This is a genomic window from Williamwhitmania sp. (assembly GCA_035529935.1).
Taxonomy (GTDB): Bacteria; Bacteroidota; Bacteroidia; order Bacteroidales; family Williamwhitmaniaceae; genus Williamwhitmania.
Window position 1 is genome coordinate 1 of sequence record DATKVT010000071.1, and the last position, 13,396, is coordinate 13,396.

The window sequence follows — 13,396 nt, forward strand, 5'->3', positions numbered from 1 at the left end:
CGCTAGTTCTTGGGATGGGTTCCTGTTCCATGGGCTTGCGCCCATGGCTATTCGTATTCAACCTCTCCGAGGTTTGGTTTTAGGATGAAATACTTTTCGCCTCTACCGGTGACTAAATTCAATTGTTGGAATTGATAAGACACAATGCCTTGCGTATCTACACTCTGGCTTTTTATCGAGATTCTTCTAACTCCTTCTAACTTCCTCTAACTTCCTCTAACTTCCTCTAACTTCCTCTAACTTCCTCTAACTCCCTTTCCTAAACACCACTATCCTATTGGTATTGGTTCCCTTTGCGTTGTTGCTTACCCCCCAAATGTTGGCGGTTTTGGTAAAGGCTTGGCTGTTGATTACGATGGCCTCGCAGGTAAATCCTGCTGCCATGCCAAGCGGAACAACAACCTCGTCCAGCTTTATTTTACCGTTTTTTACCTCGCCAACCTCAAAGGCTACGTGCCCTCCCGGCTGGGTTATTCGAAACAGCTCGTGAAACACCTGCTGCATCACCAAGTTCCAATCCTCCACCTTTTTACTCATGGTTATGCCTGCTGCTACTGCTTCTGCATCGATGCCGTTGAACCAGCAGCGAAGCCAGTTGTCGTCGGAGTACTGCACCACGTCGAGGAAGGGTGGCGAGGTAACCGTTAGTGCAACCGAGTTGGCGGCAATGGCGGCCGTAGCGTGTGCGGCGCCGGTGAGCAGCAACGCCTTGCTACCCGATTCCATTAGGGTGGAGCGCTCCTTCTCGCTAATGCCCTTCAGCAAATCCTTCGTCTTTTTTAGGATAATCTCCTTTACGTTTTTGTAGGGCGGTATTTGCTCGCGCTTTATGTTGATGAGCTTTTGCCGCTCGGCGCTTACCGCCTGGTTGGGCGGAAAGGTGTAGCCCGAGAAAAAGTTGGTGGAGTGCCCCGTAAGCCGGTTGGTTGCCACCATGCGAATCCATCGGTCGATGCTATCAAGGGAGCCTTTTTCTTCCTTTTCAAGAATATAGGCGCGAAGGTTAACCAACTCCCTTTCGGTGTCGGGGTGGTAGAACATGCTTAGGTCGGTGTCGGCACTTGCCTTTGCGGTTAGGTCCAGCTGCGACAAACGGCTCTTTACCTCGTCAGCAGTGGGTGGGGCAAACCGTGGTGCCACCATTATGGCGCTCAGTGGGTTGATATCGTTTGCCGTGGGTATTCTTCCCAGCAGCGCCGCCTCCAGTGCGGTGGTACCGCGACCGCTAAAGGGGTCGTAAACTCTTTCGCTAGGTTGCGTTAGCCGCTCAATAAAGAATCGGGGTAGCTGTGGCTTAAAGCAGGCACGGTACGATATTTCGTGCAGCGGGTTGGCCTGTCGTTGCCGCGAGGTCCAGAACTCCCCGGTGTAGCGTGACACTTCCATGCCGTTGAGGGGAAGGGTGTCGCGCACCACACCCGCAATGCCATGGGTTTTCAGAAGTGATTCCAGCTGTTGGGAGAAACTCTTTGCCTGTGTCGCAGCCATGAGAATTGATGGTTGAATGGGTAAAGATAGCGATTTGAGGGCATAGTGCCACAGGATTTCCTGCAGGTTGAAATGGTGAGGTAAATGCGCCATTTCCCTTACCTTTGTGCTGCATGTTTTAATCTGTTGATTTAATGGCTGGCACCGCTCAAAGCTCCTCATCGGCAAAGCCCGGACTACACCCGCGCAATCTCCATCGTTTTGGCTACAACTTTGCCGAGCTGGTTGGCAGTAGCCCCGAGCTGGCTGCCTACCTGTTTGTGAACCAGTATGGGAACGAGTCGGTTGACTTTGCCAACCCCAATGCGGTAAAGGCGCTAAACCGAGCCTTGCTGGTGCACTTCTATGGGGTTGAGGGTTGGGATATCCCCGATGGATACCTTTGTCCTCCCATTCCCGGACGAGCCGACTATATCCACCATTTGGCCGACCTGCTGGCTTTTGGCAACGACGGAACCATTCCGCGGGGCCATTCGGTTCGGGGGTTGGATGTTGGTGTGGGTGCCAGCTGCGTCTACCCCGTTATTGGCTGCCGTGAGTATGGCTGGCGCTTTGTGGGTGCCGATATTGATGCGGTGGCCATTGAATCGTCCAGCCGCATTGTGGCGCTCAACTCTTTTCTTGCCGAAGCGGTGGAGTGCAGGCAGCAGCCCTATTCGGCTGATATCTTCCGCAACATTATTCTTCCCGATGAGCGCTTCGACTTCACCCTTTGCAATCCACCCTTTCATGCCTCGCCCCAGGAGGCCGCTGCCGGAACCCAGCGCAAGCTGCGTAACCTTGGTCATAGCCGTGGTGAAAAGCTGGTGCTCAACTTTGGTGGCCAGGCCAACGAACTGTGGTGCGAAGGCGGGGAGGAGGCGTTTATTCGCAATATGATAACCCAAAGTGCCGATTTTTCGCACCAGTGCTTTTGGTTTACCACCTTGGTTTCCAAGGGTGATATCCTGTCCTCAATTCACCGCGCACTGAAGGCTGCCAATGTTGCCGACATGCGCCTTGTTACCATGGAGCAAGGACAGAAAATTAGCCGCGTGGTGGCGTGGACATTTCTCAGCAGCCAAGAGCAGCGGCAGTGGCGCAGTGAGCGATGGAGCGGCGCTACCGCAAGTCGGTAGTTCGAAATTGGCTCCAACCGGTTTTCTCCCTTTGTGAGAAGCCACAATTTATCTGTTGAATGCAATTTTGTGCTACATTTATCCTGATGCATGGCACCGGTTATGCCGTGCAAACAGACAGAATGGTATGCGTGAGAATGGTTAATTTAACAATGCTTCCCCATGGCAACACTCTCCGAATTTAACAGCTCCAAGTTTCGGTTCTGGCTCTTCCTCTCCATGATTCTCTTGGTGATTGTTCACGGCTATAACCTCAACGAGCGCTACCTGGAGCCCTAGACGCTGGTGAATGAACCCCTAACCTTTACAACCTTTTTCGAATACCTTACGGCCAATGGCCTTTTTCGCTTCTTTGTCCCCATGCTCTTTGCCATTTCGGGCTTTCTCTATACCCTTAGCGACTATAAGCCCTACGGCGTGAGAACACGTAAGCGGCTTCGCACGCTTGGAATTCCCTACCTCTTGTGGAGTGCAGTGGGGCTTGCTCTTGTGTTTGGAATGGAGCACTTTGCCTATACCCGCAACATTATTGCCAGCACCCATATGATGCAGATTGATGATACCCGCATCTTCCTTGCCGATTACCACTGGTATGATGTGTTAGTCCGCTGGATATTAGCCCCCGTTCCCTACCAGCTGTGGTTTATTCGTGTGCTGCTCATTTACAACATTGCCTACCCCGCCATTCGGTGGTGCATGACCTACCGGATTGCTCGTTGGGTTTACTTCTCGCTTGCTGGGCTTCTTTGGTGGGCCACGGTTAACGTGGGGCTAATGGAGGGCGAGGGGCTGGTCTTTTACGGGCTGGGCATTTGGATTGCCAAAACCGATTTTAATATCGATACACCCACGCGTTGGCTTAGCCCAAAATTATGGGGGCCCATATTTATTGGGCTATCGCTGGTAAAGACTCTGCTAGCCTTTAGGGGAATGGCATGGCTGGGCGATGCCGTTTTTCCCACGCTCACCATAATGCACAAGCTGGTGGAGCTTAGTGGCTTCGTTTTCTGCTGGTATGGCTTCAACATGCTGGTAAGGTGGAGCATCAAGCGCGAGTGGTTTGCCCATCTCAGCTCCTACTCGTTCATGATTTACGGGCTCCATGCCCCCTTGGTGGCCTTTGCCATCGATAGCGCCCTGCAGGTGATTGGTGCGCCCGATATCCGCCGAATGGTGGCCTACATACTGCTTCCGGTGGTGATAATTGCCTTTTGTATTGGTGTGGGGGCACTGCTCAAGGCTCTCTCGCCTAAGCTTTACGGGCTGTTTACCGGTGGGCGTGGACTTGGCTAACGTTTTTTGCAGCACCTTTTGTGCAAAGCCATAACGAGCGGTAATTGTTGTTAACCGCAGCTAAAAGCCTTGACATTCTTCTCCTTTATGGGTAACTTAGGCCTTAATTAAAAGTTATTACCATGGGAAAACAGTCGATTAAGGTTGCATCGGTGGATGTAAACAAACTTTTGGAAATGCTGAATGCCGCCCTCTCTGAGGAGTGGCTGGCCTACTACCAATACTGGATTGGTGCCCGCCTAATGGAGGGACCCATGCGCAGCGAGGTGGAACCCGAGCTGCTGCTGCACGCCACGCAGGAGCTTGGTCACGCCGTGCTGGTGGTGAACCGGATTATTCAGCTGGGCGGAACCCCCGTAATGAATCCCAACCAGTGGACCAAACTGGCCCGCTGCTCCTACGACGAGCCTTCGGACCCCTACATTGAGGTTATTCTGGAGCAGAACCTGAAGGGTGAACGCTGCGCCATACAGCGCTACCAGGAGATTGCCGACTTTACCAATGGCAAGGACCACGCTACCCACCAAATGGCCGTTACCATTTTAAACGAGGAGGTGGAGCACGAGAACGACATTGAGGATTGGCTTACCGATATTCTCCGAATGAAGGAGGAGTTTAAGAAGATGAGGTTCTAGCAAAAGCCCCTGTAAACATATGCACCGGCACTGCTCCGCTACGTTTGTTGCGGAGGGTGCCGGTGTTTTTTTTTTGTTTTTGTGAAATTTTGCTTAATTTAGTTAGGAAATAAACCACACCAAAAGATGTGTCTATCCACCCAAATTGGTCGGGATGAGTCCACCAAATGTTTTGTTGTAAACGAGTTAACGACAAGTGTAGATAACCACCCAGCAGACAATTTTCTGATTAAATGACAGGAAAAGAAATTATGAACAGCCAACACTCAAAACAGCACATTTGCAAACCGCACATGCCGAGGCACGACTAACGTTTGCAAAAGAACTGTTTTCTTGCCGACGCACCAAGATTGTCATAGAATGATTGAAATTCAAAAGATAGCAGAAACATTAAATAACTCACCAAGTGTAGAACTTCTCCGGTTGAGAAACAGGGAAGCTATCATCGTATTTCTCATCAATACATTTTCTGCTCATCAAGGAGCTATATCAGAAGAAAAAATCATTGCCCAACTTGCAGACTTCTTAGATTACAGAAAAATTGAGAAAGACGAGGAAAGCGACATTGAGGTTTTTGATTCCTACGAGACAAAAGCCAAAAAATATATCCTAAGTTGGACAAACAAAGGCTTTTTAACTAATTATCCCGATGAACAAGGTGAAGTTTTTTATGAACTTTCATCTCATTCAAGCAAAACCATTGATTGGTTAGCGAGTTTGAAAAAAGAAGAATTTGTAGGTACAGAATCAAAATTCAACAACATCCTGAATCAGTTGAAAGAATTGGTTGAGAATACGAACGAAGATTCTGAAAAACGAATTCAAATATTGGAAGAAAAGAAATTGGAAATTGAACAACAAATTCAACGAATCAAAACGGGCGAAGATGTAAAAGTATTCGAGGAATTTGAAATTGTTCCTCGTTTCAATCAAATCAATCAATCTGCCAAGGAATTGTTATCTGACTTCAAAGAGGTTGAAGACAATTTCAAAGAAATCACGAAAGGCATTTATCAAAAACACGCTGACGGGAGTTTATCCAAAAGCGATATTTTGGAATTTACTTTCGATGCACTAGATGCGTTGAAAGAAAGTCAGCAAGGGAAAAGTTTTTATGCTTTTTGGTCGTTCATCCTAAATCCCAACTTGCAAAACAAATGGGATAGTCTTACGAAAGAATTGTACAAGACATTGGAAGAGAAATCAATTCCAGTGAGTGACCCATTCCTGAAAGGGATGAAGAAACATCTTCACAGTGCTGGCCAAAAAGTGTATAAAGCCAACGATAAAATGGCTGAAAAGCTCAGCCGTATTATCCGTGAAAACGAAAGTTCTAAATCGGAAGCCACGAAAACCATCATTCAGGAAATAAAGAAACAACTTGTTGAAATCAGCAAGATAAAAAAGAAGCCTGAAATTTCATTTGAATTGGAGACCGAAATCGTGATTAACATCACGTTTGAACGCAAATTAACCACAGAACAAAGCGAAGACATTATCTACAAAGACAAGCCTAAAATTGCAGACGAAGACATCACTTCTTCCAACCATTTGGTAAAACTGTTTTCTCAAACAAATATTGACAAAGAGTTGCTGAGGAAAAGGATTAAAGATATTCTGAAAGAAAAATCTCAGGCAACACTGTTAGATGTGGTTGATTATTACGGTGGACTTGATAAAGGCCTTCCTGAATTGTTTGGATACATAGGAATTGTAAAAGAATTTAAACACGTCATTAGTCCAGACAAATCTCAAAGTATAGTGTTTGATTCTGAAAACAGAAAGCAAATCAAAATCCCCGAAATTATATTGACCAAATGAATTTAGAAAACTATAAAAAGCCATATAGCAAAGCAATTGTTAGATTGTTGAAATCACCAATTGAGCGAAACTCAAATGAATGGGAAAATGTAGTAATGTATCAAAACGAGATACAAGACTACATAAGCCAAATTGGGTTGGAACTCATTATAAAAAAAGATGAAGGATTTGCCTTTGTAAAGCAACTTGAAGATAGCGAAGGAAATACTCTTGGGTTAGTTCAAAGACGACAAGTTGGTTTTGAAACATCAATTGTGCTTGTTGTGCTAAGACAGAGTTTGGAAGAATTTGATAGCAACCCAACCCAGTTAGCTACTGAAAAATTTATTACAAATACTGAAATAAGAGACGAATTAGAGTTATTCCTTCCTGAAAAGTTCAATAGAAAGAGTTTCATAAAAGAACTTGACAGGTATATCAACGCTACTGTTGATTTGGGCTATTTGAAAGAAGTCAGTAAAAAAGACAACGAAACAAGATACCGAATACATCGAATTATCAAAGAAAAAATAACACTGGATATTTTACAGGATTTCAAAACAAGATTGCAGGAATATGTTGAGTCTGTTTAGCACAAGTTCCGACAAGGCGGGTTTCAGACTTCAATATATGGAAGTTTTTAACTGGGGAACGTTTGATGAGAAAGTGTTTAGAATTAACCCACAGGGAAATAACTCCTTGTTGACTGGTGCTAATGCGTCAGGAAAAAGCACATACATAGATGCACTACTTACATTAATGGTTCCTGCAAAAAAAGATAGGTTTTACAATCAATCATCAGGCGTTGATAAGAAAGGTAATCGAACTGAAGAAACCTACGTTTTGGGACATTATGGAAATATTCAAGAAGAAGGTAAAAGCTCTACTTCTACACAAAAGTTGAGAGAAAAAAACACTTACTCAGTTATTCTTGCTCATTTTAAAAACACAGATTTAAAACAAGTAACGCTGTTTCAAGTTCGTTGGTTTAGTAGTAGTGGAGAATTAAACCGGCAGTTTGGCATTGCTCATACATCGCTTGAAATAGAAAAAGATTTTGGAGATTTTGATTCAAAAGGATTGTGGAAAAGAAGGTTAGATAAAGCATACAATTCGAATACAACAAAAAAGATAATTGAATTTATTGATGGTCCAACGGCATATGCTGAAAGAATGGCGAGTTTGTTTGGTATGCGTTCCGTTAAAGCATTGAGTTTGTTTAATCAGGTGGTAGGCGTAAAAGTTTTAGAAGATTTAGATGAGTTTATCAGAACAAATATGTTAGAGGAGCTAGATGCTGAAACAGAGTTTATTCAGTTGAAAGAAAGTTTTCTGACTTTAATGGATGCAAAAACAAACATTGAAAAAGCCAAGGAACAAATCAAACAATTAATGCCAATAAATGAGATTGCCCAAAAACTAACCAATATACAAGTTGATTTGGAGCAATTAGAAAAAACAAAAGAAACGTCAGTTTATTGGTTTGCAAAAAAAGGAGTTGAATTAGGCAAAAAGGAATTAGAAAAATGTAAGGAAGAATTGCATCGTCTTAATGATGAATTGGTTTTATTACGAAACAGAGAAGAAACACTGAAACAAGAAGAACGAGCGATTTCCATCTCTATTGAAAAAGACGAAGTTGGTAGTAAAATCAAGGATTTGGAAAAGGAAATTAAGCAGCTTGAGACAAGTAAAACATTGCGAAGTAAGAAGCTTGACGACTACAATAAAATAGCTCAAGGTGTTGATTTGCAAACAAATCCCAATGAAGATGCTTTTATTGCAAACCGTGATAAAGCCAAGCAGTTAAAACAAAACACTCAACAAAAAATTGAGGATGAAAGCGAAAACCTTCGCGCATTGAAAAACAAAGATGACGAATTAACAAAATCAACAGAGGAATTAGTAAGCACGATTCAAACTCTTCAAAAAAACAAAAACAATATCGCTGGACGAGAAGCGGAAATACGAGATGAGATTATTGCACAAATTGGAGCAAGCAAAGAAGAAATCCCGTTTATTGGCGAACTCATCAAAGTAAAAGAAGATGAAGTGAATTGGGAATCTTCCATCGAAAAAGTGCTTCACAATTTTGCTCTGCGATTGATTGTTCCGCCAAAATATTACTCCAAAGTAAACGAATATGTAAACAGCAATAATTTGAGAGGTAGAATTCGGTATGATAAGTATGAAGAAAACTATCTAAAAAATTTTCAGAACAAAAACATAAGCGATAAATCTATTGTAAATAAAATTGAAATTAAGCCCAGAACGCAATATTACGAATGGATTGAGGATTATTTACAAAATCAATTTGATTTTGTTTGTGTAGATAATCTCACAGAATTTGAACGCTATTCTGAAATGGCAATAACCCAAAGCGGACTGATAAAATTCAAAAAAGGGAAGCACGAAAAGGATGACCGTCCACATATCACGAAAAAAGAGAACTATGTTCTGGGTTGGGATAACAAAGAAAAAATTGCTGCATTAAAGAAAGAATTAACCAATCTGCAAAACCAGCAAACCGACAATAGGAAAGCTATTACAAATAAGAACAGTGAAATAAAAAATTTGGGAATATTCAGAGACGAATGCCATAGTCTGTTTTCAAAATTTGATAAATACGATGATATAAACTGGCAAATCTATGCTCAAGATATTCTTGAAAAAGAGAAACAGAAAACTGATTTAGAAAAAACCAACGACCGTGTAAAGAAATTGCAAGAACAGCTGAGCAAGGTTCAAGTGAATTTAAAACAAGTATCGGACGTTAGTATTTTCGATAAAAGTCAAGAGATTTTCAAAAAAGGAAAAGACATTGAAATCATTGAAGGAGAAATAGAAAGGAATGAAAAGACAATTCAGATTACAGGTATTACTGAAATTGTTGAGTTTGAAAACAACAATCTTGAAATTTTAAATATAGAATTTCCCAATATCAGGACAACACAATCTAATTTTCTAAAGGAATTATCAAGTAGAGAAACTGAACTAAAAAATCTAAAACAACAAAGCGAAAGAGAAGTAATTATTAAAATAAACACCTTTAAACAACCTTCAGAAGAAATTCTAAATAAATTTAAAGATTGGCGTTCTGATGTGAATTCATTGCCTGATTCTACCAATTTAGACTTAATCAGTGAATATCAAAGATTTTTAGAAAGATTAGAAAAAGACAATCTACCAAAATTTGAAAAGAAATTCAACGATTATTTGCAGGAAACCATTACCAACAAAGTGGGCGATTTCAGAATGTTTTTCGAGAACTGGTCAGATTCAATCAAAGAGAACATCAAGCATTTGAACGATTCTCTGAAAGATATTGATTTTAAAAGCAAGCCTCAAACATACATTCAGCTTGTGGCACCCAATAAAATTAGTGATGAAGTAAAAGAGTTCCGTAATCTACTCGAAAAAGCAATTCCCAACATCAGGGAAGTTGATGCTTCTATTGATGGTCGAAAAAATCACTTTTACAACCATATTGAACCTTTAATTTCGAAATTGGATAAAGAAGAATGGCGTAAAAAAGTAATGGACGTTCGCTTTTGGTTCAGTTACAAGGCTGAAGAGTTTTACAAAGAAAACAATCAGAAATTTAAAACATACGAAGGTATGGGAGCAATGTCAGGAGGTGAAAAACCACAGCTAACCTATACAATTCTTTGTGCAGCCGTTGCATATCAATTTGGGTTAACTAAAGAAGGTTTACATAGCAATTCATTCCGATTTATCGCTATTGATGAAAGTTTCACGAATCAAGATGGCGATAAAGCAAAATATCTATTGGAATTATGCAAACAATTGCATTTACAGTTTTTGGTTGTTACTCCAACAACAAATATTGATATAGTGGAACCATATATTTCATTTGTTCATTTTGTAGAACGCATAGAAGAAAGACATTCGTGGTTGTATGATATGCCTATCGAACAATTCAAAGAAGAAAAAGCAAATTATCTGAATCAATGATTACACCCAAAGAAATAAAAGACAAAGCCGAAAGAAAATACATTTCTTTTCTTCAATCATTGGTTGAGAATAGGTCTTTTGAGAAACTTGTAATTCGTGGCGATAAGTCATATACCAAATCTTCTTTATCCGAATTTGAAAAAGAAATACAACAAATCGTCAACCAATCTAAAGAGAAAAAAGGATATGGATACACATTGGAATTTCAACAAGTAAGAACAAAGTCGTTAGGAATACAAGACTTACCAATCTCAATTTTCTTTGATACTGAAAAAGATTTTCTGAAATTTTTGAGCAAGGAAAAAGAAGCTGAATTATTCAAAACAAGCGTTGTTAAAATCATCGAGGCATTTCCAGAATTAAAAGATTGGATAATAAAAAACCCCATTAAAGTTATTAATAACCAGCCTGAATGGGAAAGTATTTTAAAAGTTTGTCGATACTTTAAACAAAATCCTAAACCAAATTTGTACATAAGGGAATTGCCAATACAGGTTCATACCAAATTTATTGAACGCAACCAGGCGGTAATCAAAGAATTGCTTAACATTCTGATTTCAGAGCATATCTATAACGAAGAAAAGGAGTTTGAGAAAAGATTTAACCTGAAATATGCCGAATCTCAAATACGGTTTAAAGTTCTTGACAGAGCAATAGCCGAAAAATTCTTTTCGGGAGTTGACGATATTGCTGTTCCTATAAGCCAATTTGAAACATTGAATTTACCGATTAAAAAAGTATTGGTCGTAGAAAATAAAACAACGCTTTATACAACTTTGACACTACCCAAGATGAACGGCTCTATTGCAATATTTGGAAGCGGATATAGTGTTTACAACCTCAAACATGTTCATTGGTTTGCTAATCTTGAATTGCTTTATTGGGGCGACATAGACGTACAAGGTTTTGAAATTTTATCTCAATTCAGAAGCTATTTTAAGCAACCCAAAAGTATATTAATGGATTTTGCAACCTTTGAAAAATTCTTCGAAAATGATTTAGGAACCCAAACAAATATTTATACATCACTTAATTTGACTGACAGTGAACAAAAACTATATGAAATTCTGAAAACAAACAATTGGCGATTAGAACAGGAAAAAATTCCATTCGATTATGTCAATGAATTTTTTGATAAAGAAAACCTCGCTTCATAGTCAAGCACATTGGCTGGTCGCAAAAAAAAACAATACACGACCAAAGCCAGTTAAAGAGCTTGCCTACACAAGTGCACCGGCACAGCTCGTATCAAAAGTAGTTGTAACTTGGGTAGGTAAGTGTTTCGAAATCGGCAACTAACCATACCGCCAAATGTTAAATTTTCATCCCATGAACCCACTCCGCACCAATATTCTCCTGCTTCTCGTGCTGCTTGCTAGCAGCTTGACAAGCCTTGGGCAGACGGTTAAGCCGACAGACTACCTAATCCGTTTTGCGGACTCCCTTAAAGATGAGTGTGGGTATAAGAATCAAAATGGGGACACGGTTATCCCGCAGGGTAAGTATGCCATTTGCTTTACCGATACCTTTAGAACCTATGCCATAGTTTTAAAGCCTAACGTTGGCTTTGTTGCAATCGACCGGAACGAGAAGACGCTATATGAGGTCTTCCCCTTTGACAACGGACCAGACATGCCATCTGAGGGGCTTTTTAGAATAGTGGAGAATGCTAAAATCGGCTTTGCAGACTCTGCCACGGGTAGGGTTGTTATTCAACCTCAGTTTAAGTGTGCTTGGCCCTTTAAGCACGGAGTTGCAAAGGTCAGCATGGAGTGCACGGAGCAGTTGGACGGGGAACACAAGACTTGGCTTAGCAACAGCTGGTATTACATCGACAAAACGGGGCGGAGGGTTAATAAGCATATGGGAAACTAAAATGTTCGATGGCAGACATTGTGTCTATCTCCTGTTCACTCTTGCTATTGTTGCAATTGGAAGTTTTGGTGGAAGCGACCATAAAAACAATGTTATAATATGAAACCAGAATTTGACATCTGTACCAATAATCGGTATATTTGAAAAAAATAGTAAGTCATGGAAAGGAACACATCAATATCGATTGGAAAATATTTTGACAGCTTTATTAAAAGCAGAATATCTTCAGGCCGATACAAAAACGCAAGTGAGGTTGTTCGTGCTGGATTGCGACTTTTGGAAGAGGAGGAAAACAAGATAATGGTCTTAAGAGACGCAGTTCAAGAGGGCATTGATAGCGGAATTGCTTCTGATTTTAACCCTGAAACATACTTAGTGGAATTAAAAGCTAAAAAGAGGTTGAATGGCTAAGTCTAAATTTACGGTTCAGGCCGTTAACGACTTAACTCAGATTTGGAATTACACTTTAAATAAATGGTCTGAAGAGCAAGCGGACCGCTATTACCACATGCTCATCGAAAATTGCAAAGAGGTTGCAAGTAACCCTGATTTGGGTAAGAATTATTCAGGAGTTGTAGAAAACTTGTTGGGATTTAAAGCAGGACGGCACATAATCTTTTACCGCAAGATTGAGAATAATGAGGTAGAAATCACAAGAATTCTTCATGAACAAATGGATTTAGAGAATAGAGTAATTGAAAAATAACCCTAATTATTAAGCGGTAAATATTAGCATTTGCCGACTCCTTCTAGACTTTTCTGGTCTTCAAAAACAAAAATTGATTTCTGTTAGTGAACACATGCTTCAGGAGTAATTCTCTCTGCTCCTTTCATCCACCCCATTCCTACGTTTCGCGCTCTATTATTGTCGGTTGAGGAGGTTTGTCCCTTGACCCTCACCCTCGTTACCTTACTTTTGTCGCAGGTTTAAGGTGAAAATTAATAGTAAGGTAAGCGTATGAAGCCCACATCCTCTGCAATTACAAGTAAGAATGAAGCTATTCAGCATGTGGGCTTCATACGGCCATTTAAAATCAATTCTACTAGGATGAAAACAAGATGCAACTGTGCGAAACAGCTTATGCAGCAAGGCTATGGCCGGATGCTGCTTTTCATTATTGCGGTGGGCTCTTCTGCAGTGCTGGTAAGCTGCAGCTCGGCCGCCGCCGACCAAACTCCCGAGGCACCCTACGTAAGGGTAGAGCCGGTAAG

At 41.2% G+C, this 13,396-nt stretch carries 11 protein-coding genes; 10 read left to right on the forward strand and 1 reads right to left on the reverse strand.

What is annotated here, in order from left to right; genetic code table 11:
* Window positions 1-246 precede the first annotated feature (246 nt).
* Window positions 247-1,581, reverse strand: coding sequence for a DNA methyltransferase (locus VMW01_05335; GenBank protein ID HUW05662.1), 1,335 nt, complete (start codon window positions 1,579-1,581; stop codon window positions 247-249).
* A gap of 41 nt (window positions 1,582-1,622) precedes the next feature.
* On the opposite strand from VMW01_05335, the gene rlmF reads away from it, so the two are divergent.
* The 10 genes from rlmF to VMW01_05385 all read left to right on the forward strand — a co-directional run bounded on the left by rlmF (window position 1,623) and on the right by VMW01_05385 (window position 12,890).
* A complete protein-coding gene (gene rlmF, locus VMW01_05340) occupies window positions 1,623-2,606 on the forward strand; it encodes a 23S rRNA (adenine(1618)-N(6))-methyltransferase RlmF (protein HUW05663.1) in 984 nt (327 codons plus the stop codon).
* 285 nt (window positions 2,607-2,891) lie between these two features.
* Window positions 2,892-3,899: an acyltransferase gene (locus tag VMW01_05345; protein ID HUW05664.1), complete on the forward strand. Its 1,008-nt coding sequence runs from the start codon at window positions 2,892-2,894 to the stop codon at window positions 3,897-3,899.
* Window positions 3,900-4,021: 122 nt separating this feature from the next.
* Window positions 4,022-4,534: a ferritin-like domain-containing protein gene (locus VMW01_05350; protein ID HUW05665.1), complete on the forward strand. Its 513-nt coding sequence runs from the start codon at window positions 4,022-4,024 to the stop codon at window positions 4,532-4,534.
* Window positions 4,535-4,894: 360 nt separating this feature from the next.
* Window positions 4,895-6,355: a DUF3375 domain-containing protein gene (locus tag VMW01_05355; GenBank protein HUW05666.1), complete on the forward strand. Its 1,461-nt coding sequence runs from the start codon at window positions 4,895-4,897 to the stop codon at window positions 6,353-6,355.
* Window positions 6,352-6,927, forward strand: a complete 576-nt coding sequence (locus tag VMW01_05360; GenBank protein HUW05667.1) for a DUF4194 domain-containing protein — start codon at window positions 6,352-6,354, stop codon at window positions 6,925-6,927. Before VMW01_05355 ends, VMW01_05360 begins: the two co-directional genes overlap by 4 nt.
* Before the next feature lie 37 nt (window positions 6,928-6,964).
* The gene (locus VMW01_05365; protein HUW05668.1) at window positions 6,965-10,309 is read left to right on the forward strand and encodes an SbcC/MukB-like Walker B domain-containing protein; all 3,345 of its coding nucleotides are present in this window, start codon (window positions 6,965-6,967) and stop codon (window positions 10,307-10,309) included.
* A complete protein-coding gene (locus VMW01_05370) occupies window positions 10,306-11,466 on the forward strand; it encodes a Wadjet anti-phage system protein JetD domain-containing protein (GenBank protein ID HUW05669.1) in 1,161 nt (386 codons plus the stop codon). The genes VMW01_05365 and VMW01_05370 overlap by 4 nt, the downstream gene beginning before the upstream one ends.
* 172 nt (window positions 11,467-11,638) lie before the next feature.
* Window positions 11,639-12,184, forward strand: coding sequence for a WG repeat-containing protein (locus tag VMW01_05375; protein ID HUW05670.1), 546 nt, complete (start codon window positions 11,639-11,641; stop codon window positions 12,182-12,184).
* Between the two features lie 159 nt (window positions 12,185-12,343).
* Window positions 12,344-12,595: a type II toxin-antitoxin system ParD family antitoxin gene (locus tag VMW01_05380; protein ID HUW05671.1), complete on the forward strand. Its 252-nt coding sequence runs from the start codon at window positions 12,344-12,346 to the stop codon at window positions 12,593-12,595.
* Window positions 12,588-12,890, forward strand: coding sequence for a type II toxin-antitoxin system RelE/ParE family toxin (locus VMW01_05385; protein ID HUW05672.1), 303 nt, complete (start codon window positions 12,588-12,590; stop codon window positions 12,888-12,890). Before VMW01_05380 ends, VMW01_05385 begins: the two co-directional genes overlap by 8 nt.
* The last annotated feature ends 506 nt before the right edge of the window (window positions 12,891-13,396 follow it).

Coding starts and splice junctions, on each gene's coding strand:
- VMW01_05335 (HUW05662.1), bottom strand. CDS start 1,581: ATGGCGCATTTACCTCACCATTTCAACCTGCAGGAAATCCTGTGGCAC.
- rlmF (HUW05663.1), top strand. CDS start 1,623: ATGGCTGGCACCGCTCAAAGCTCCTCATCGGCAAAGCCCGGACTACAC.
- VMW01_05350 (HUW05665.1), top strand. CDS start 4,022: ATGGGAAAACAGTCGATTAAGGTTGCATCGGTGGATGTAAACAAACTT.
- VMW01_05355 (HUW05666.1), top strand. CDS start 4,895: ATGATTGAAATTCAAAAGATAGCAGAAACATTAAATAACTCACCAAGT.
- VMW01_05360 (HUW05667.1), top strand. CDS start 6,352: ATGAATTTAGAAAACTATAAAAAGCCATATAGCAAAGCAATTGTTAGA.
- VMW01_05365 (HUW05668.1), top strand. CDS start 6,965: ATGGAAGTTTTTAACTGGGGAACGTTTGATGAGAAAGTGTTTAGAATT.
- VMW01_05370 (HUW05669.1), top strand. CDS start 10,306: ATGATTACACCCAAAGAAATAAAAGACAAAGCCGAAAGAAAATACATT.
- VMW01_05375 (HUW05670.1), top strand. CDS start 11,639: ATGAACCCACTCCGCACCAATATTCTCCTGCTTCTCGTGCTGCTTGCT.
- VMW01_05380 (HUW05671.1), top strand. CDS start 12,344: ATGGAAAGGAACACATCAATATCGATTGGAAAATATTTTGACAGCTTT.
- VMW01_05385 (HUW05672.1), top strand. CDS start 12,588: ATGGCTAAGTCTAAATTTACGGTTCAGGCCGTTAACGACTTAACTCAG.